Source organism: Reyranella sp. (assembly GCF_030651995.1).
GTDB lineage: Bacteria > Pseudomonadota > Alphaproteobacteria > Reyranellales > Reyranellaceae > Reyranella.
This window is the reverse complement of record NZ_JAUSBN010000013.1, coordinates 48,957-68,149: the sequence shown is the minus strand read 5'-3', so window position 1 is coordinate 68,149 and position 19,193 is coordinate 48,957. Positions and strand designations below refer to the sequence as shown.

Below are 19,193 nucleotides of genomic sequence, written 5' to 3'. Positions count from 1 at the left end.
TTATGTATTTTTTCGCAACCTTTTCCTCCCGATGGCGTTGTCGCTCCGCGATCCGCGGTCGATCTTCGAGGCGCCGTTTCTGCGCAAGCCTGTGCCCGCCCCGCCTACTGGCCGCCGCTCGCGCGCACCTGTAGAAAGTCCGGACCCGGCCCGATCTTCGGGATCCCCTCCAGCTACGGACGCCTCCATGCGCATCGTCGCCATCCGCGACATCGTCTCGCCGATCCGCTCCAAGATCGCCAACGCCTACATCGACTTCAGCCAGATGACCGCCTCGGTCGTCGCCGTGGTCACCGACGTGATGGTCGACGGCAAGCCGGTGGTGGGATTCGGCTTCAATTCGAACGGCCGCTACGCGCAGCACGGGCTGCTGGGCGAACGCTTCATCCCCCGGCTCAGCCAGGCCACGCCCGATTCGCTGCTCGATGCCGAGGGACTGCTCGATCCCGCGAAATGCTGGGCCGTCATGATGGCCAACGAAAAGCCCGGCGGCCACGGCGAGCGCTCCGTCGCCGTCGGCGTGCTCGACATGGCGATCTGGGACGCCGTCGCCAAGGCCAAGAGGGTGCCGCTGTGGAAGCTGCTGGCCGACCGCTACAATGGCGGACAGGCCGACGACAAGGCCTGGGTCTATGCCGCCGGCGGCTATTACTATCCCGGCAAGGGGCTGCAGGCGCTGCAGGACGAGATGAAGCACTATCTCGGCCTCGGCTATTCCTGCGTGAAGATGAAGGTGGGCGGCGTGCCGCTGGCCGAGGATCTGAAGCGTATCGAGGCGGTGCTGGAGATCGTCGGTGCCGGCGAGCGGCTGGCGGTCGACGTCAACGGCAAGTTCGACCTCACCACCGCGATCGCGTTCGGACGCGCCATCGAGGGATTCGGCCTGCGCTGGTACGAGGAGCCACTCGACCCGCTCGACTACCTGGCGCACGCCGCGCTGGCCACCGAGTATGCCCCGCCGCTCGCCACCGGCGAGAACCTGTTCTCGATGCAGGATGCGCGGAACCTGATCCGCCATGGCGGCCTGCGCCCCGACCGCGACATCCTGCAATACGATCCTGCCCTCTCCTACGGGCTGGTCGAGTATCTGCGCACGCTCGAGATGCTGAAGGCGCACGGCTGGTCGCCGCGGCGCTGCGTGCCGCACGGCGGGCACCAGTTCGCGCTGAACATCGCCGTCGGCCTGCAATGCGGCGGCAACGAATCCTACCCGCAGGTCTTCGCGCCATTCGGCGGCTTCGCCGACGACTGCGCCGTGGTCGACGGCTGCGTGTCGCTCCCGGACGCGCCGGGCATCGGCTTCGAACGCAAGGCCGACCTGTGGTCGGTGATGAAGGAAGTCGCCTGAGGGCGACCCGTTCGTTCCGTCAGCCGCGCCAGTTTTCCCAGCTGGCGTTGCCGTGCGGTTGATACCGGTCGTCCTGCGGGATGCCCGACTTCGCGCACCCCGCCACAGCGCCCGCCATGGCGAATGCCAGAACCAGCGCGATCATCTTGAAGAGAGTTGTCATGCCGCCGACATGACACCCGATCACGACGGTTTCAACAAACCAGACTTCACAAGTGCGCTAACGCCCACTTCCTGATCCTTCATGTAAGCTGCGAACTCCTCCGTCGTCGAGGGACGTGGCACGGCACCAAGCTCCACGAGCTTCGCGGCAATGGCAGGATCCTTGAGCGCCTTCACGACGGCGCCGTTCAGCGTGTCGAGGATCGGCTTGGGCGTCTCGACGCGCGCCAGCAGGCCGGCCGTCGTTCCGCCGTCGAATGGCTTGCTGCCGATGTCGGTAAGCGACGGCATGTCCGGCAACTGCCCGACGCGGCCGGGACTCATCGCCAGCAGGCCCTTGAGCTTGCCCGACTTGATGTGCGGCAGGGAGGTCGTGAGCTGGTCCATGTAGAGATCGATCTGACCCGACATCAGGTCGGTGAGGCCGGGGCCCGACCCCTTGTACGGGATGATGTTGAACTTCACGCCTTCGTTCACCTCGAGGCGCAGGATTGCGATGTGGTTGGTGGTGCCGTTGCCGGCATGGCCGATGGTGACGGTGCCCGGCTTGGCCTTGGCTTCGGCAAGGGCCGCGCGGATGTCGGCGAAGCGCCCGTCCGCCTTGCCGACGAGGATCATCGGCACGGTCGACAGCAGGCTGATCGGCGCGAACATCGGCACCAGCGACGGTTTTCCGGCGAGATAGGGCGAGACGTACAGCACGCTGAAGCTGCCCATGACGACGGTATAGCCATCGGCCGGCGCATTCGCCGCCGCTTCCGAACCGACAAGCCCGCCGGCACCCGGCCGGTTGTCGACGATCACCGTCTGGCCGAGGGTACGCGACATGCCTTCACCCACCAGCCTCGACGTCAGGTCGTAATTGCCGCCGGCGGCGAAGGGCACGATCCAGCGGATCGGCTTGGTGGGATAGGCCTGCGCCCAGGCCGGAGCGGCTGCCGCACCGACAGTCGATAGTGCCAGGCCGCTGCCCAGCAGCTTGCGTCGCGATATCGTCATCTCGAACCTCCCCAATTCCGCTCAGACTGATTGCAATTTCGAGGGATGCGCGCCACACCGGAAGCACCCGTTCAATCGCTGAGAGAAACCGCATGCCGGAGCATCAAACCCCGCTCATTGCGACGATTGCTGCGGGACTGATGCTCGCCTTCGTGCTCGGCCTGATCGCCCAGCGGCTGCGGGTGCAGCCCCTGGTCGGCTATCTGCTGGCCGGCGTGATGGTCGGCCCCTATACGCCGGGCTTCACGGCCGACCCCGCCCTCGCGACGGAGCTCGCCGAGATCGGCGTCATCCTGCTCATGTTCGGCGTGGGCCTGCATTTCTCCCTGAAGGATCTTCTTTCGGTCGGACGCATCGCCATCCCCGGCGCCATCGGGCAGATCGCCGTCGCGACACTGATGGGCGCCGGTCTCTCCTGGGCGCTCGGCTGGCCGCCGCTGGCCGGCTTCGTCTTCGGCCTCGCCCTCTCGGTGGCCAGTACCGTCGTGCTCATCCGTGCCCTGCAGGACCGTCACATCCTCGAGACGCATCGTGGCCGGATCGCCGTCGGCTGGCTGGTGGTCGAGGACCTCGTGATGGTGCTGGCGCTGGTCCTGCTGCCAGCCCTCGCGTTGGCGACGGAGGGCAATGGCGTGCCCCCCACCCGCATCCTGTTGAGCCTTCTCGCCACCCTGGCCAAGGTCTCGATCTTCGTGGCGATCATGCTGATCATCGGTCGGCGCGTCATCCCCTGGCTGATGCACTATACTGCGCATACCGGGTCTCGCGAGTTGTTCCGGCTCGCCGTCTATGCCGTCGCGCTCGGGGTCGCCTACGGCGCGCACTACTTCTTCGACGTCTCCTTCGCCCTCGGCGCCTTCTTTGCCGGCATGGTGCTGGGCGAGAGCGACCTCAGCCAGCGGGCGGCGGAAGAAGCCATCCCGCTGCGCGACGCCTTCGCGGTGCTGTTCTTCGTCTCGGTCGGGATGCTGCTGAACCCGATGGTGTTCCTGGATGCGCCGCTGGCCGTGATCGCGACCATCGCGATCATCGTCGTCGGCAAGTCGGCGGCCGCCTATCTGATCGTCCGCGCCTTCGGCCACAGCCGGTCGACCGCCTTCACCGTCTCGGCTAGCCTCGCGCAGATCGGCGAATTCTCCTTCATCCTGATCGGTATCGGCATCGGCCTGAACATGGTGCCGAACGAGTCGCGCGACCTCGTCCTGGCCGGGGCCATCGTGTCGATCATGGTGAACCCGTTCGTCTTCACACTGCTCGAGCGCCTGGGCACCGACAAGGAGGCCGCGCCGAGCGACAAGCCCGCTGCCGAACCCGAGACCGATCTTACGCCGACGGCCCTCAGCGGCCATGACATCGTGATCGGCTACGGTCGCGTCGGCTCGCTGGTCGGCGCCGGCCTGGCGCGCGACGGCGGCAAGATGATCGTCGTCGAAGCCAGCGACGCGGGCATCGAGCAGGCCCGCCGCGACGGAGCGGAAGTCTTTTCCGGCAACGCGGCAGAGCCCGCGATCATCGGCGCAATCAATCTGGCCGGCGCACGGCGCCTCTACGTCACCATCCCCGAGCCATTCGAGGCCGGCCAGATCGTCCAGCAGGCCCGCGCCGCCAATCCCAAGCTCGACATCCTGGCCCGCGCCCATTCGAGCGCGACGGTGGAGCACCTCGGCAGGCTCGGCGCCAACCTCGTCGTGCTGGGCGAGACGGAAATCGCCCATCGCATGCTCGAGCGCGAACGCGGCGACACCCCGACGGCGGCAGCCTGATCCGGGTTGAACGACCGTTTACAGGACGCCCCCCTTCTGCCCCAATCGTGGCCCACCTCGCGGAAATGCCGGCTGGATCGCCGGCACATCGGGAGAGCGAGACATGACCATGCGTCGTGCATTCCTCCGGGGAATGGCCGCAGCTTCCCTCTTCGGCGGCTTGGCGGGGGCTTCCGCAGCAGGGGCGCAACCGAACCCGGCCAACGCCGCGCGCCTCGGGCTCAAGGGCTACGATCCGGTGGCCTATTTCACCCTGGGCGTGGCGACGCCGGGGAGCGCCAACCACGAGCTCGTCTGGGATGGCGTGCGCTACCGCTTTGCGACCGCCCGGCACCGCGATCTCTTCCAAGCCGATCCCGACAGGTACGCGCCGCAGTTCGGCGGCCAGTGCGCCATGAACATGGCCAACGGCAACCTGCGCGAATCCGACCCGACCATCTGGGTGATCTCCGACGGACGCCTCTACGTCTTCGCCAGCTCAGCCGGGTCGGAGCGCTTTCGCCTGGAAGCTGCGGCCAACGCGGCACGCGCCGCGACCAACTGGCAGACGCTGAAGAACACGCCGAGCCAGTAGGCAAGCGTCCCTCGCCTCACTCCAGCCCGGCCTTGCGAAGGCTCGCCGCGAGCCGCTGCTGCAGCGCGGGATCCTGGAAGCGCGTGCCGAAGCTCGCTGCGTCGAGATGCGGATTCTTGCGCCGGCCCTCGTCCATCGCCTCCTTCGCGTCGGTCGCGCGTCCCATTTCGGCATAGGCGCCGGCCAGCGGCAGGTCGAGCAGCGGATAGGCCGGGAAACGTGCGCGCACGGTCTCGAGCAGCCGCACGGCATCGGCGTAGCGGCCGCTCAGCAGATACGCGATGCCGAGATTGAGCGCCGCTTCGGGGCCGATGTTTGGGTTGAGGCGGTTGGCGATCTCCGCGGTTGCGATCGCCTCCTCGATGCGCCCGGTCCACAGCAGCACCGCGGCCCGCGCCCGAAGCACCTCGGCATCGCTGGGGTTGATCTCGAGCGCGCGCTCCGACTCGGCCATCGCCAGGTCGTACTTGCGGATGGCGGCGTAGGCGCGGGCGAGCACGCCGTGCGCCAGCACGTTCTCCTCGTCGAGATCGATCGCCTTCTGGGCGTAGCGAATCGCGGTGTCGATGTCCTGCTGGACGAACTCCGACCAGCCGAAGGTGGCGCGTTCGAAATGGACGCCGGCCAGCTCGGCGTAGGCGTCGGCATAGTTCGGCGCCATCACCATTGCCTTCTCCAGCATCTCGCGCGCCGCGCGGTTGCCCGATGGCGTCGTCTCCGCCGCCCGGGTGCGGCCGCGCAGGAGCATGTCGTAGGCGTCGAGATTGTCGGTCGGCTTGCGCAGGGACTCCTGCACGGCGAGCTGCTGCAGGTTGGTCGCGATGGTGCCGGCGATCCGGCGGGCGATGCGGTCCTGGACAGCAAAGATATCGCCCAGATCGTCGTCGTAGTGCTCCGACCAGAGCTGCGTCCCCGTCATCGCGTCGCTCAACTGCACGGTGACACGCACGCGCGGCCCCATGCGGCGCACCGTGCCTCCCACGATGTACCGAGCGCGGAGCGCGCGCCCGATCTCCTGCGGCGACACGTTCTTTCCGCGAAACGGCAGCACGGCCCCGTACGACAGCACGGTGAGCTGCTTGAAGCGCCCGAGCGCCCGGGTGATGTCCTCGGTCAGCCCGTCGGAGAAGTAGTCCTGGGCAGGATCCCCGCTCTGGTTGGCGAAGACCAGAACGGCCACCGACAGGCCCGTCTCGACCGGCGCCAGCGCAGACGCCACCGCCTCCTCCCCTGCCGGTACGAAGCGGCCGGAGAAATAGGCAAGCGTACCGGCGCCCACCAGCAGGGCCGCCGCAACACCCGCCAGGGCGACCGCCGCGCGCTTGCGTCCCCGCGGCCGGGGCGCTGCCTTTTCGCCCTGGGCGAGCGCGGGTGCGTCGAGCGTATAGACACGAACCGGACGGTCTATGTTCTTCACCGAGCGGTTGCCGAGGTCGCGGAACGGCAAAGCGAGCTTGTCGCGCACCTGCTCATAAACACTGACCGAGAGGACGATGGCGCCCGGCTCGGCCACGCCCTGCAGCCGGGCGGCGACGTTTACCGTATCGCCGAACACATCGTCGTCGGACGCGATGACGTCGCCCAGGTGCAGGCCGATCCGGAAGGCCTGCCGCCGCTCGGCTGGAACGCCTTCGTTGCGCTCCGCCATGCCGCGCTGCAGCTCGACGGCGGACCGTACCGCCTCGACCGCGCTGCCGAACTCGACCATCACGCCGTCGCCCACCGTCTTCACGATGCGGCCGCCGAACCGTTCCATCACCGGCGCCACCAGCTCGGCCAGATGCGCACGCAGGTCGACGAGGGTGCGTTCCTCGTCGGCGCGCATCATGCGGCTGTAGCCGGAGACGTCGGCGAACAGGATGGTCGCCAGCCTGCGGGCGGTGAGGGAAGACGTCATCGGTCTCGCGTCAGTGCCGGTTGTGATAAAGAAAGAACTCTTCGGTCATGCTGCTGCTCCCTGGCAGCGGCCACAATATGGCGCTCTGACGGTCTTTGCCGCCAGAGCGGGTTCGAGAGCGAGATGTCACCGTCACTGCGCCACTTTGCGTGCCTGTTCTGCGTCACCCTTGCGACGCCAGCGCTCGCACAGGGGCCGGCTCCGACCGTACTCGACTGCACCGGCCCCTTCGCCCGCACCGCCGACGAACGCACGCTCGCGCAGGTCTTCGGCGCCGCCAATGTCGAACGGGCCGACGTTCCCGTGGGCGAGGGCAACACGGAGCCGGGAACGGTCATCTTCGCGAAGGATCCGGCCAAGCGCATCGACATCCTCTGGCACGATGCCTATTCCCGTCCCAACGTCATCATCATCCGCAACGGCTCGACCTGGCCGGTTGCCGTCACCGGCCTCGACAAGCCGGTCGTGAACGGCACCCCCCTGACGGAAATCGAGGCCATGAACGGCAAGCCCTTCACCCTGACGGGTTTTGGCTGGGACCTCGGCGGCTATGCCAACGGCTGGGACGGCGGCCGTCTCGAAAAGCCTGTGGGCGGCTGCAACCTCTCGGTCCGCTTCGACCCGGCAAGCGATGCACCCGGCGATGCCCTCGACAAGGTGAACGGCGATGTCGAGTTCCTGTCGACCGACCGCGCCATGCGCCAGACCAGACCGGTCGTCATCGAGATCGAACTGGGCTGGCCGCAGTAGCGCCCGCCACGACGCCTCCGCCATCCTCCGAGGGCGGAGGACATGCCGGTCTGGCGCTTCAGGGGTGAATCTGCAAAGCTCGGCAATCATCGTCGCGATGGCCGTGTGGGAGACAAAGAGCGTGTCAGCGCCGCGTTGGTGGGAATCGTTGCGGCAGATCGCGGTTGCTGCCCTGACCGGCCGGAAGCCGGGCTCGCCAAGGCTCCTCCTGCAGCTTGCGGTCGTGTTCTGCGTCGTCGTCGGCCTCTACGATGCCCTGACGATCATCCTCTACTTCTCCGGCGGTCCGTATATCGGTCCACAGCGATCGCTCCTGTTCCCCGACTTCATTGTCTTTCACGCGGCCAGCCGTGCGTTCCTCGAGGGGAAGCTCGGGGTGATCTATCAACTGGCGGCCTTCTCGGATTTCGAGAACCTGAACTATCCGGAATACTTCAAGCAACCCGTCAATTTTCGCCCCTTCATGTACCCGCCGACCTGGCTTCTCCTGACCATACCGCTCGCATGGTTCAGCGTTCTCGCGGCGTACAGCGGCTTCATGGCGGCGACAGCAGCGCTCGCAACGCTCCTCGCCGGCAGGAGCAACTTCTGGATCTGGATGGCAACGCTCACCTCGCCGGCCGCTCTCTGGACGATGATCGCCGGCCAGAACGCCTTCCTGAACATCGGGCTGTTCTACGGCGGGATGCGCCTTGTCGACCGGTCGCCGGCGGCCGCAGGCATCCTGCTGGGCATACTCTCCTACAAGCCCCAGCTCTGCGTCCTCGTTCCCGTCGCGCTGCTCGCGGCGCGCCGATGGCAGGCCCTGGCGTGGATGATCGGCACGACGGTCCTCATGGCATTGGCAAGCCTGGCCGTGTTTGGCCTGGAGTTCTGGGTCCAGTTCTTCGAGATGGCGCGAGAAAGATCGGGACCGGAATTCGCCGCCTTGATGTTCCAGCATGTCTCGACCTTCATCACGACGATATTGGTCGCGAGCCGCCTCCTCGGCCTTCCATCCTCTCTCGCCAACCTGGTGCATCTGGCCGGAGCGCTTGCCGCGGTGATCGTCGTCTGGCGGGCGTTCAGCCGGCACGAGCTGAGCGACGAAGCCACGGCGGTCCTCGCCGCCGGTACGCTCCTGGTGTCGCCCTATCTGATCAACTACGACCTGCTCCTGCTGATGCCGGCGGCGCTGATGGTCTTCCGGCGTCGCATGGAAGCCGATCTCTATCCGGGCGAACTGCTCTTCTATGTCGGGCTGTGGCTCATTCCCAACATCGGCATCCGGCTCAACGGCATGGGGATTCCCTTGATGCCGGTCTTCGTCGTCGGCCTGCTCTTCCTTGCGTGGCAGGCCCTGAAGCAGCGCGCGCCCGGGCTGCCGCGCGCTGCCTGAGAAGCGGCCTCGTTCACTGCCCCTTGAAAACCGGTGGACGCTTCTCGGCGAAGGCGCGGCGCGCTTCCTTGGCGTCTTCCGAGCCGTTCAGGATGCCGCCGGCATTCGAGGTGAGGACCATGGTGGTCTCCATCGTGCTGTCGAGGGCCGCGCGCATGATGCGCTTGCCGACCCATTGCACCAGCGGCGGCACCTTGATGATGCGGTCGCACAGGGCCCGCGTGGTCTCCTCGAGCTTGTCCAACGCCACGAGGTGATTGAGCATGCCCCAGTCGTAGGCGCGCTGGGCGTCGAGCTCGCCGGTGTAGGCGAATTCGAGCGCGCGGCCGAGGCCAACCATCTTCGGCAGATAGTAGGAGCCGCCGTTCTCGATGATCTGGCCGGCATTCTGGTAGCCGATGAAGCGCGTCTTCTCGCAGCCGATGCGGATGTCGCAGTGAAGCGCCATGTCCATGCCCGATCCGACCGCCGGACCGTTGATCATGGCGATGGTCGGCTTGCGGATCAGCGAGATGTCGCGGTGAAGCTTGGTGAAGCCGTGGAAAAAATGCTGACGCGCGGCATCGGGGCCCTCGTGCGCGCCGCGGGCGCCGGGGAAGTCCTCGCCCGTCACCTCGGCCGGCATCTTCGAGCGCAGGTCGGCGCCGGCACAGAAGACGCGGCCGACCCCGGTGAGCACGATCACGCGAATCTTCGGATCGTCGTCGCCGGCGCGCATGTACTCACCGACCTTGGCGACGGTGCCGTTTTCCTCCGCCGTCCCGACCAGCGCGTTGAGCCGGTCCGGGCGGTTGAACCTGATCCAGAGAATTCCGTTCTCCTCGGGTTCGTAGGACAAGTAGTCGACAAGCTTCGGCGCCATGCGTGTTTCCTCCACTGCTGATCCGGCGGAAGCGGAGTATCCACCGGCCCAGGGCCACCGTCATGGGTGCAGTTTCGCAGCGCCCTTCCAGATCGCGCCTTCGACGTCGAGGCCGCGCAGTCGCAGGCGCGCGGCTAAGCCGCCTCCTCCAGCGACGAGCAGGCGCCGCTGACACGGGTCTGGCGCATGTAGCGGCGGTGGCGGTCGGCGTCGTAGCCGCTGCCGGCGTGCAGCAGGCAACGATTGTCCCAGAGGACGACGTCACCCGGCTGCCAGGCGTGATGGTAGACGTGCTCGGGACGGATCGCCTCGTCGGTCAGCGCGTCGATCAGGGCGCGGCCGGCGGCGACGCTCATGCCCTCGATCTCGCGCACATGGCTGCCGAGGAACAGGTTCTTCGCCCCGGTCGCGGGATTGGTGCGGACCAGCCGCTGGCGCACCGGCGGCAGCGAGGCCGCCAGCTCCGGCGACACGGCATCGGGCGCGACCTTGGAGCGCGAATGGACGTAGTCGTGGATCGCGATCAGCGGCTCGAGCTCGGCCTTGCGCTCGGGCGGCAGGCGATCGTAGGCGGCACGCAGGGAAACGAACATGGTGATGCCGCCCTCGGACGGCGTCTCGTAGGCGCACATGATCGAGAGGAAGGCCGGCACCGGTTTGAACGAGGCATCGGAGTGCCACATGTTGTTGCCGGTGAGGAAGATCGTCTTCTTGTCCGCGTTACCGAGGGCCGTGCCGTCCGGCTGCACGTTGCCGATGGTGCCGAAATACTCGACCTTGCCGAGGCTGGTGTGGCTCGGCTCCGGATTGCCGAGCTGGCGCGTGAGCGCGAGCTGGCGGTCGTCGTCCATCGACTGGCCGGGGAAGCAGACGAAGGAGTAGCGGTCGATCGCCGCGTTGATCTCCGCCACGAGGTCGGGTGCGAGCGGCTGGCTCACATCGACGCCGCGGATGCGGACGCCGAATTCGGGATGGAGTTCTTCGTAACGAAGCTGGGGCATGGCGCGCGAACCTCCGGAATGCCGTCGGACCGCAGTCTTTCCGATTTGCGGCGTGCCGACCAGCCCGTCCAGCGGCCTCAGTCCCGCAGGTCGAGCTTTCCCTCCAGCTGCAGGAGTCGGACGGCCTGCAGCGACAGTATGCTCAGCGCGTCGCGGATCTCGCCGGCCTCGACCATCCGGAAGGCTTCCGCCAGCGGAACGCGCTTCACCACGAGCTCCTCCGTGGCTTCCGGTTCCGATTCGCCCGGCGTCAGGCCCCAGGCGAGATAGGCGACGGCGCGCTCGTCCGAGACGGAGTTCGAGAGATCGGCTTCCAGGATCTTCCGCCAGCGCCGCGCCACGAGCCCCGTCTCCTCGCGCAGCTCGCGAGCGGCCGAGTCGAGCGGGTCGACGCCGTGCGCCCCGCCGCCCTCGGGAATTTCCCAACTGTAGGCGTCGAGCGGGAACCGGTATTGACCGACCAGATAGGTATGGAATTCGGCATCGACCGGCACGACCCCGATGGCCAGGTTCTTGTAGTGCACCAACCCGTAGATGCCCGGCGTCCGTGCCGGCGTCAGCACCTCGTGATGGGTGAGCCGGATCCACGGGTTCTCGTACACCTCCTTCTGGGAGAGGATGGTCCAGGGGCCTTTCTTGCTGCTCTTCATCGGGGGTTCCCAAGTCTCTCGTTTGCATCGCGGTGCGGCCACGATCCGCCCGGCCCGCAGTGTCCCACCGAACAGGCCCGCGGGGCTATCACATGTGACTCAAGGGTCCCCACCATCGCCCCGTTGCCGTCCTCGTTCGGCACCGCCTCGACCGCCGCTGTACCGGGAAGACCGTGCGCGGCTTTTTTTCCTGCGAGATTCTTCAAAATATCAGCGATTTCTGCCTTAGTTGAGGATCATACTCCCCTTGGGGCGTTTGGGGCCGCCGGGAGCCGGGCGGCGGGCAATCAGGGAGGCTGGCAATGAAGAGACGTGTTCTGACGCAGGCGCTGTTGGTGGGGCTGGTGGCGCGGGGAGTCCCCGCCTTTGCCGCAAATCCGCTGCCGGCCCTGCAGGAGACGCCGGGTCTGCTGGACAAGGTGAAGTCGGGCGCCCTGCCGCCGGTGACCGCGCGCCTGCCGAAGCAGCCGCGTGTCATCGAGAGCTTCTCGGGCGCCGACGGCATCGGCCGGCATGGCGGCCAGCTCAACATGCTGGTCGCGGCCACGCGCGATACCCGGCTGATGACCGTCTACAGCTACACCCGACTGATCGTCTATGACGACAAGTTCAAGCTGCACCCCGACATCCTCGAGAGCTACGAGGTCAAGGAGGGCCGCGAGTTCACGTTCAAGCTGCGCGCCGGCCACAAATGGTCGGACGGCCACCCGTTCACGACCGAGGACTTCCGCTTCTTCTGGGAGGACATCGCCAACAACAAGGACCTGTCACCGAACGGTCCCTCCGTCGAACTGCTGGTCGACGGCAAGCCGCCGAGGGTCGAGATCCTCGACGAGGTGACGATCCGCTACAGCTGGGACAAGCCCAACCCGGACTTCATCGAGAGCCAGGCGCGCGCCGCCCCGCTGTTCCTGTTCCGCCCGGCCCATTACCTGAAGACGTTGCACGGCAAGTACACGGACGAGGAGGAAATCCTCAAGCGCTACAAGGGCAGTCGCTGGGCCAACGTCTACAAGCGCCAGGACGCGATGTACGGCAACAGCAACGTCGACCTGCCGACGCTCAACCCGTGGGTCCTGACCACGGTGCCGCCGGCCCAGCGCTTCGTCTTCGTGCGCAACCCCTACTTCCACCGCATCGACAGCAAGGGCCAGCAGCTCCCCTACATCAACGACGTGATCATGACCGTGGTCGCGGCCAACCTTATCCCGGCCAAGGCGGGGCTGGGCGAATCGGACCTGCAGCCGCGCTATCTCGGCCTGCGCGACTACACCTTCCTGCGCGACGCCGCCAAGACGTCCGGCATCAAGGCGCTCCTGTGGGAGAAGGGCTCGGGCTCGGAGGTCGCCTTCTATCCCAACATGAACGCCAACGACGAGACCTGGCGCAAGCTCAACCGCGACGTCCGCTTCCGCCGCGCGCTGTCGCTGGCCATCAATCGCGAGGAGCTGAGCGACGTCGTCTACAACGGGCTGGCCAAGCCGTCCGCCAACACGATCATGCCGCGCTCGCCCCTGTTCAAGCCGGAATACGCCACCAAGTGGGCGACCCAGGACGTGAAGGCCGCCAACAAGCTGCTGGACGAGATCGGGCTCACCAAGAAGGGCAGTGACGGAATCCGCCTGCTGCCCAGCGGCCAGCCGGCGATGTTCGTGATCGAGCATTCGAGCGAAAAGGCCGACGAAGTCGACACCATGACCCTGGTCGTCGACCAGTGGAAGAAGATCGGCATCAAGGCGCTGCTGAAGCCGCAGACCACCGACAATTTCCGCCTGCGCACCACCTCCGGCGAGGCGGTCATGACCGCCTATGCCGGCGTCACTACTGCCGCGCCAACCGTCGACACCAGCCCGCGCGAGTTCACGCCGGTGATGCAGGGCGGGCTGCAATGGCCGAAATGGGGTCTCTACGTCGAATCCAAGGGCAAGCAGGGCGAGCCCTGCGACATGGAGGTCGGCAAGGAACTGCTCGGGCTGCTGCGGAAGTGGGACACCTCGGCCGACGCCGCCGAACGCCGCAAGGCGTGGGAGGAGATTCTGACGATCAATGCCGACCAGGTCTTCTCGATCGGCACCGTGAACGAGGTGCGCCAGCCGGTCACGGTGGGCAAGAAGGTGCGCAACGTCCCGGAGAAGGGCTACTGGGCGTGGGATCCGGGCGGATATATCGGGCTCTACGAGCCCGACACGTTCTGGATCGCCAGCTAGCGATCCAGAACCCGGTAAGACACAGACCGATCCGGGGGCCCGTCACTGCGGCTTGAGCGGGCCCTCGAACAGGCAGTAGCCGTCCAGCATGATGGTCGAGGCGCCGGGCTTCAGCGAGCCCACCACGTCCATCTTGTTGCCGCCCCCCACGATGGTCGTCGTCTTGAACTTCTTGTCGGGACCGAGGGTCGCCTTGAAGCCGCGCTCGGGGCGGCCTTCCTGCTGGAACCAACCATCCACGTCCGTACCGACGACCGTGACCTTGATCGTCATCTTGTAGGTCGGGCACTTGCCGCTGCCCGGCACGTTCAACCCCATGCCCGTCCACGTGAAGATGGCCGGCTCCGCCAGGGCGGGCGCGACAGGAAGAAGGGTGACCAAGGCGGCCACGGCAAACTTTTTCAGCATCGACATTCCCTCACCGGAAAGGTGGCAACGAACACTCAAACACTGTGTGGATTATATCCATTATCGATGTCGAAATCGCGCCGTTTTGAAGGCAGCCCCCGCTTCAACGGGCACGCTTCTTCCTTGCCTTGCCGGCCTTGCGCCCGGTGCCCGTCCTGACGGGGCCGGTCTTCGAGGCGAGCGCGGTCTGCAGCGCCTTCTCCGCCTCCCGGATCTTGGCGTCCCGGTTCGGGTTCTCCGCCGGCAGGTTGCGGGCGAAGTTCAGCCGGGCCTCGGCCCGCTGCAGGAAAATCGCCTTCTTGGCTTCGGAAATCGGCTGGCCCATGAACTCTCCTGCCGGAAGCCGGCATCATTTGCGGTCCGGCACTTTATCCACTTTCCGGTCCGCCGGGGGCACCGCCGTTTCGGAACTGCCCTCGTCGTTGGGACGCTCGACGGTGGGCTCCAGCCCGTAGCGACCGCCCTTCTCCTCGTCCTCACGCTCGTACCCCGGCCCCTCCTCCGCATCGGCGCCATACACGCCCGTCCTGCGCTTCTCCTCGTGGCGAGCGTCCTTGCCCTGTCCGGTGCCGCTGTAACTGGTCGAGGCCTCGTTCGGGTCGGGTTTCTGGGGCGTGCGCGCCATGTGAGTCTCCGTCGGCATGATGGGTTCGGGCCCGGTGAACGCGCTCACCCCGGCGATGGATGCAGCAGGCCGGACAAGACCGGCAAGCCCTTGACCTGCCTCAAGTGCCGCCGTGCGGGGCGCCTGTATTCTTCGCTGGTGGCGCGGACCCGCTGCCTTTCGAAGGATGCCGACGATGACCAACGTGACCAAGCCGCGCGCCCGGCCGACCGTCCCCGAACTGGAACGTCCCGTGCACTCGGTGCCGGCCGACGACCTCCTTGCCGCCGGCAAGCGCCTGCGCGACGCGGTTCCGCGCGCGAGCCAGGGCGAATGGAAGCGCCCGAAGGACCGCCGGGATTCGCTGGAAATTCTCCAGGCCTCCGACGAGGGGCGTCAGACCGATCTCCTGCCGATCCGCTATGGCCGAATGCTGCAATCGCCGTTCACCTTCTTTCGCGGGGCGGCCGCCGTGATGGCCGCCGACCTTGCGGGCACGCCCTCGACGGGCGTTCACGTACAGGCCTGCGGCGACTGCCACCTGCTGAACTTCGGCGGCTTCGCCACGCCCGAGCGCAGCATCAACTTCGACATCAACGACTTCGACGAGACGCTGCCGGCGCCCTGGGAATGGGACCTCAAGCGGCTGGTCGCCTCGTTCGTGCTGGCGGCGCGGTCGAACGGCCTGTCGGAAGCGACGGGGCGCGACGCGGCCCAGGCCGCGGCCCGAAGCTATCGCGAGCGCCTGCGAGAGGTCGCCGAGATGAGCCCGCTGGAGGCCTGGTACACGAAAATCGGACCGGAGGAACTGTTCAGCCTGACCGACGACCCGCAGATCAGGAAGCGCGTGCAGCGCCGGATCGAGGCGGCGAAGGACGAGCGCTCCGCCGACATCGACTTTCCCAAGTTGGCAGAAATGGTCGGCGGCCAGGTCCAGATCAAGGACCAGCCTCCGCTGATCTTCCACCCCGAATTCTCGCGGGCCGAAGGCTTCCGGGAGGCAGTCGACAAGGCCTTTGCCGGCTACCGCGACTCGCTGTCCGACGACCGCAAGGCGCTGCTCGACCGCTATCGCCTGGTCGATGTCGCCATGAAGGTGGTCGGCATCGGTAGCGTCGGCCGGTACTGCTCGATCGGCCTGCTGATGTCGTCCTCGAACCAGCCGCTGTTCCTGCAGTTCAAGGAGGCCGTGCCCTCGGTGCTGGAGCCTTATGCCGGCAAGAGCGGCTACGGCCACGCCGGGCAGCGCGTGGTCCAGGGCCAGCGCCTGATGCAGTCGTCGTCCGACATCTTCCTGGGCTGGACGACGGGACTGCGCGGCAACGACCTCTACGTGCGCCAGTTGCGCGACGCGAAGATCAAGCCGCTGGTCGAGACCTTCGACCGCAAGATGCTGGTGCTGTTCGGCAAGGCCTGCGGCTGGGCCCTGGCACGTGCGCATGGGCGGGCCAGCCATCCCTGGCTGATCACGGGGTATCTCGGCCGGAGCGAGGCTTTCGACGAGGCCCTGGCGAACTTCGCGGTGAGCTATGCCGACCAGACCGAGCGCGACCATGCCCTGCTGAAAGCCGCGGTCGCCGCCGGCCGGATCAAGGTCCATCTCGAGGAGGACCGATAGAAGCGCGGGCGCCGGCGATGCCGTTCGATATCGACGACTACTCCCTGCTGGCGATCTTCGCGGCCAGCCTGGTGCTGATCCTCGGCGCCGGCGAAGTGGGTCATTGGCTCGGCGTGCGAGCAGCCCGCAAGGGCGCGGCCAAGGTGTCGACCCTGGAGGGCGCCATCCTCGGCCTGTTGGCGCTCATGATCGGGTTCACCTTCTCGATGGCGCTGGCGCGCTTCGAAGCCAGGCGCGACGGGGCCATGATCGAGGCCGCCGCGATCGGCACGACGGCGCTGCGCGCCCGCCTGCTGCCGGCACCGCACGACCGCGACGCCGTGAAACTGCTGCGCGAGTACGTCCAGATCCGCCTCGATCTCGCCCGCGGGCCCATTAGCCGCGCCGAGTTCGACAGGGTGATCGCCCATTCGAACCTCCTGCAGGAGGCGCTGTGGCGGCAGGCGCAGGCGGTGGCGGCCAAGGACAACGCGATGGTGCCGACGGGCCTCTTCATCCAGTCGCTGAACGAGATGATCGACGATCAGGAGAAGCGACTGTCGGCGATGTCCAACCGCCTGCCCCTCGTCGTCATCGCCGCCCTCTACGCCATGTCCGTCACAGGCATCGGCTTCGCCGGCTACGGCAGCGGCGTCGAATCGAAGCGAGCAAGGGTGCCCGTCCTCATCACCGGCATCCTCGTGGCGACGATGGTGCTGCTGATCCAGGACATCGATCGGCCGGGCAGCGGCTACATCAGGGTGAGCCAGCAGCCCCTTGCCAACGCAGCCGCCGCGATCGACGCCTTCCCCAGCCCGCCATGACGCCGATGATGTCGCCCACGCTCCTGACGCGCGGCAGGCTGCGCACGCCGCGGGCGGCGGCGGTCGCCGGCATCCTGTTCTCCGGGCTGCTGATCGCCGCGTTCCTGCTGTTCCTGTCGGCGGTCCCACGCGACTCGCTGGAGCACGGGACATGGCTGGTCGCCGGCCTCGACCGGGTCGTGCTCGCGATCAACCTGATGCCGTTCGCCGGCGTCGCTTTCCTGTGGTTCATCGGCGTGGTGCGCGACCGGCTGGCCGAGGCGGAGGACCGCCTGTTCGCCACGGTCTTCCTGGGCAGCGGGCTTCTCTTCCTCGTCCTGATGTTCGTGGCCACCGCGGTGTTCGGCGCCATCGTCATCGTCCATGCCGCCCATCCTGAGGCGCTGCGCGACTCGCCCGCCTTCGCCTTTGCGCGGGCCTTCGCCTACACGCTGGTCAACGTCTACGCGATCCGGATGGCGGGCGTGTTCATGCTGGTCACTTCGACGATCGCGCTGCGTACGGCCTTCGTCGCGCGCTGGCTGGCAGTGCCCGGCTTCGCGATGGGACTCTTCCTGCTATTCGCCAGCCCCTGGGTCGACTGGAGCTTCATCGTCTTCCCGGTGTGGGCTTTGTTGATCAGCGTCTACCTGCTGATCACCAGCCTCGCCCGGGAGGCCGACGGACGGCGGAAGACCACCGGCGACCCGTAGCCCGCGGCCGCGCAGCAGGCCGACAGAGCAAGATAGAACAGGGCGAAGAAGTGGTCCTTCACCAGCCCCAGCCACAGCGCAAGGCCGTGAAGACGACAGCCAGAACCACTCGGCAACGTCTGCCTATCGGCCCTCGCGCCACAAACCATCTTGCCGCCTGCCTGCGGCACGACCTACGCTCCGGCAGAGGTAGGCCACGCGGCACTCCAAACGCACGAAGCACGACACCGATGATCCCTTCGCGACTTACGATCGTTACCGCATCGCTCGCTGCCGTCATCGCCAGTGCTGCCCCCTGTCTCGCACAACGGCCGGAGCCTGTGCGCATCGGTGGGATTGGCATCGATGCGACCGAAGTGACGATCGGCCAGTTCCGCGCCTTCGCACGCGCCACGTCTTTACGAACGGCGGCCGAACGCGAGGGTGGTGGTTTCGAATACACCGGCGGATGGACGCGGCGGCAAGGCTGGACCTACGAGCGTCCGCAGGGCCAGCCCGGCCAGGACTCCGAGCCCGCCGTGCACGTGACCTGGGCGGAGGCCGATGCCTTTTGCCGACATGTTGGCGGCCGGCTGCCGACCATCGCCGAGTGGCGAAGCGCCGCCTACACCGAGCAGCGCGACCGACCGACGGACGGTTACGTCCGGGAGCAGACCTACCAGTATCCGGTTGGCGACGACCCCGACGGCATGAACAACAACCGTCGGGCGCACGTCCCCGTCGCGACCACCAAGCGCGGCGTCAATGGACTCTACGACATGGGCGCCAATGTCTGGGAGTGGGTGGCGGACCGGCGCGGGGAAGAGGCCCTCACCGCGGGCGGGTCCTGGTGGTACGGCCCGGCCCAGGCCCGCGCCGACGGCGCACAGTGGAAAGCCGCCAGCTTCTACGCTGTCTATATCGGGTTTCGCTGCGCTTACGATGCGAAGGGCTGACATGCTTCCTGGAAGGCGCGGCAACCGGCGACCGGGACCGCGCTGAGAGACGGCGGCTCGCGGTCTGCTGTTGCGCGGCGCGAGTACGGGAGTCGGCGGGCCCTGTTGATCAGCGTCTACCTGCTGATCATCCGCCTCGCTCAGGAGGCCGACGGACGGCGGACGGCGACCAGCGTCCCATAGCCCGCGACCGCGCAGCAGGCCGCCAGCGCGAGGTAGAACAGGGCGAAGAAGGGATCGCGCTGCCCCATGCCCATCCACAGCGCCAGTCCGCCGAAGCAGACGGTGAGCACGACCGCGCTCCACCACACGACCCGCACGCCGAGCCGCAGCTTCTGGACGCGCTCGTAAGGCTTGGGCTTGCCCGGCTCTTCCTCGGTTGGCGGCGCTTCCTGCGGCGGCGCCTCCCGGTCGGACGGCTCACGTATCGGCGCTTCCTTGCGCGGCGGATCGATCGGCGGGGCCCTGTGCGAAGGCGTGTCGTTCGAAGGCGTGTCGTTCGGAGGCGGGCGACGGTCGGACATGGGATACAACGCACGCCG

20 protein-coding genes are annotated in these 19,193 nt (G+C 67.1%); 10 read left to right on the top strand and 10 right to left on the bottom strand.

Annotated features, from left to right (window positions below):
* The first annotated feature begins 187 nt into the window (after nucleotides 1-187).
* Entirely contained in the window at nucleotides 188-1,348 is a 1,161-nt protein-coding gene (locus Q7V45_RS03510; RefSeq protein ID WP_304847028.1) for a mandelate racemase/muconate lactonizing enzyme family protein, read from the top strand.
* A gap of 19 nt (nucleotides 1,349-1,367) precedes the next feature.
* Here the strand turns inward: Q7V45_RS03510 and Q7V45_RS03505 are convergent, their stop codons facing one another.
* Together Q7V45_RS03505 and Q7V45_RS03500 are read right to left on the bottom strand one after the other, a co-directional pair.
* Nucleotides 1,368-1,511, bottom strand: coding sequence for a hypothetical protein (locus tag Q7V45_RS03505; RefSeq protein ID WP_304847025.1), 144 nt, complete (start codon nucleotides 1,509-1,511; stop codon nucleotides 1,368-1,370).
* Between the two features lie 20 nt (nucleotides 1,512-1,531).
* Nucleotides 1,532-2,509 (bottom strand): tripartite tricarboxylate transporter substrate binding protein, encoded by a 978-nt coding sequence (locus Q7V45_RS03500; RefSeq protein ID WP_304847022.1) that lies wholly within the window; start codon nucleotides 2,507-2,509, stop codon nucleotides 1,532-1,534.
* 92 nt (nucleotides 2,510-2,601) lie between these two features.
* Here Q7V45_RS03500 and ybaL point away from each other — a divergent pair, with 92 nt between their 5' ends.
* Both ybaL and Q7V45_RS03490 read left to right on the top strand, forming a co-directional pair.
* Nucleotides 2,602-4,272: a YbaL family putative K(+) efflux transporter gene (ybaL, locus tag Q7V45_RS03495; protein WP_304847019.1), complete on the top strand. Its 1,671-nt coding sequence runs from the start codon at nucleotides 2,602-2,604 to the stop codon at nucleotides 4,270-4,272.
* A 103-nt stretch (nucleotides 4,273-4,375) separates the two neighbouring features.
* Nucleotides 4,376-4,846 (top strand): YHS domain-containing (seleno)protein, encoded by a 471-nt coding sequence (locus tag Q7V45_RS03490; RefSeq protein WP_304847016.1) that lies wholly within the window; start codon nucleotides 4,376-4,378, stop codon nucleotides 4,844-4,846.
* A gap of 16 nt (nucleotides 4,847-4,862) precedes the next feature.
* On the opposite strand, the gene Q7V45_RS03485 is transcribed toward Q7V45_RS03490, so the two are convergent.
* The gene (locus Q7V45_RS03485) at nucleotides 4,863-6,743 is read right to left on the bottom strand and encodes an adenylate/guanylate cyclase domain-containing protein (protein ID WP_304847013.1); all 1,881 of its coding nucleotides are present in this window, start codon (nucleotides 6,741-6,743) and stop codon (nucleotides 4,863-4,865) included.
* A gap of 123 nt (nucleotides 6,744-6,866) precedes the next feature.
* Here Q7V45_RS03485 and Q7V45_RS03480 point away from each other — a divergent pair, with 123 nt between their 5' ends.
* Entirely contained in the window at nucleotides 6,867-7,493 is a 627-nt protein-coding gene (locus Q7V45_RS03480) for a hypothetical protein (protein ID WP_304847011.1), read from the top strand.
* A gap of 121 nt (nucleotides 7,494-7,614) precedes the next feature.
* On the top strand, nucleotides 7,615-8,871 hold the full coding sequence (locus Q7V45_RS03475; RefSeq protein WP_304847008.1) for a glycosyltransferase family 87 protein: 1,257 nt from the start codon (nucleotides 7,615-7,617) through the stop codon (nucleotides 8,869-8,871).
* A gap of 13 nt (nucleotides 8,872-8,884) precedes the next feature.
* On the opposite strand, the gene Q7V45_RS03470 is transcribed toward Q7V45_RS03475, so the two are convergent.
* The 3 genes from Q7V45_RS03470 to Q7V45_RS03460 form a co-directional block, all read right to left on the bottom strand.
* The gene (locus tag Q7V45_RS03470; protein ID WP_304847005.1) at nucleotides 8,885-9,733 is read right to left on the bottom strand and encodes an enoyl-CoA hydratase/isomerase family protein; all 849 of its coding nucleotides are present in this window, start codon (nucleotides 9,731-9,733) and stop codon (nucleotides 8,885-8,887) included.
* A 134-nt stretch (nucleotides 9,734-9,867) separates the two neighbouring features.
* The gene (locus tag Q7V45_RS03465) at nucleotides 9,868-10,734 is read right to left on the bottom strand and encodes a TauD/TfdA family dioxygenase (protein ID WP_304847002.1); all 867 of its coding nucleotides are present in this window, start codon (nucleotides 10,732-10,734) and stop codon (nucleotides 9,868-9,870) included.
* Nucleotides 10,735-10,811: 77 nt separating this feature from the next.
* Nucleotides 10,812-11,384, bottom strand: coding sequence for an NUDIX hydrolase (locus tag Q7V45_RS03460; RefSeq protein ID WP_304846999.1), 573 nt, complete (start codon nucleotides 11,382-11,384; stop codon nucleotides 10,812-10,814).
* A gap of 302 nt (nucleotides 11,385-11,686) precedes the next feature.
* Here Q7V45_RS03460 and Q7V45_RS03455 point away from each other — a divergent pair, with 302 nt between their 5' ends.
* Complete coding sequence (locus Q7V45_RS03455) at nucleotides 11,687-13,591, top strand: ABC transporter substrate-binding protein (protein WP_304846995.1); 1,905 nt, start codon at nucleotides 11,687-11,689, stop codon at nucleotides 13,589-13,591.
* Between the two features lie 42 nt (nucleotides 13,592-13,633).
* Here Q7V45_RS03455 and Q7V45_RS03450 read toward each other — a convergent pair whose 3' ends face one another.
* From Q7V45_RS03450 to Q7V45_RS03440, 3 genes are all read right to left on the bottom strand, one after another.
* Nucleotides 13,634-13,999, bottom strand: a complete 366-nt coding sequence (locus Q7V45_RS03450; RefSeq protein ID WP_304846992.1) for a hypothetical protein — start codon at nucleotides 13,997-13,999, stop codon at nucleotides 13,634-13,636.
* 103 nt (nucleotides 14,000-14,102) lie between these two features.
* Nucleotides 14,103-14,324: a hypothetical protein gene (locus Q7V45_RS03445; RefSeq protein ID WP_304846989.1), complete on the bottom strand. Its 222-nt coding sequence runs from the start codon at nucleotides 14,322-14,324 to the stop codon at nucleotides 14,103-14,105.
* A 24-nt stretch (nucleotides 14,325-14,348) separates the two neighbouring features.
* Nucleotides 14,349-14,624, bottom strand: coding sequence for a hypothetical protein (locus Q7V45_RS03440; RefSeq protein ID WP_304846986.1), 276 nt, complete (start codon nucleotides 14,622-14,624; stop codon nucleotides 14,349-14,351).
* Between the two features lie 175 nt (nucleotides 14,625-14,799).
* Between Q7V45_RS03440 and Q7V45_RS03435 the strand changes: the two genes are divergently transcribed.
* The 4 genes from Q7V45_RS03435 (at nucleotide 14,800) to Q7V45_RS03420 (ending at nucleotide 18,651) form a co-directional block, all read left to right on the top strand.
* Nucleotides 14,800-16,221, top strand: a complete 1,422-nt coding sequence (locus Q7V45_RS03435; RefSeq protein WP_304846983.1) for a DUF2252 domain-containing protein — start codon at nucleotides 14,800-14,802, stop codon at nucleotides 16,219-16,221.
* A 17-nt stretch (nucleotides 16,222-16,238) separates the two neighbouring features.
* The gene (locus Q7V45_RS03430) at nucleotides 16,239-17,024 is read left to right on the top strand and encodes a hypothetical protein (protein WP_304846980.1); all 786 of its coding nucleotides are present in this window, start codon (nucleotides 16,239-16,241) and stop codon (nucleotides 17,022-17,024) included.
* Nucleotides 17,021-17,716: a hypothetical protein gene (locus Q7V45_RS03425; RefSeq protein ID WP_304846977.1), complete on the top strand. Its 696-nt coding sequence runs from the start codon at nucleotides 17,021-17,023 to the stop codon at nucleotides 17,714-17,716. Before Q7V45_RS03430 ends, Q7V45_RS03425 begins: the two co-directional genes overlap by 4 nt.
* A gap of 230 nt (nucleotides 17,717-17,946) precedes the next feature.
* Nucleotides 17,947-18,651 (top strand): formylglycine-generating enzyme family protein, encoded by a 705-nt coding sequence (locus Q7V45_RS03420; RefSeq protein WP_304846975.1) that lies wholly within the window; start codon nucleotides 17,947-17,949, stop codon nucleotides 18,649-18,651.
* 140 nt (nucleotides 18,652-18,791) lie between these two features.
* Here Q7V45_RS03420 and Q7V45_RS03415 read toward each other — a convergent pair whose 3' ends face one another.
* Nucleotides 18,792-19,175 (bottom strand): hypothetical protein, encoded by a 384-nt coding sequence (locus tag Q7V45_RS03415; RefSeq protein ID WP_304846973.1) that lies wholly within the window; start codon nucleotides 19,173-19,175, stop codon nucleotides 18,792-18,794.
* Nucleotides 19,176-19,193: the final 18 nt, after the last annotated feature.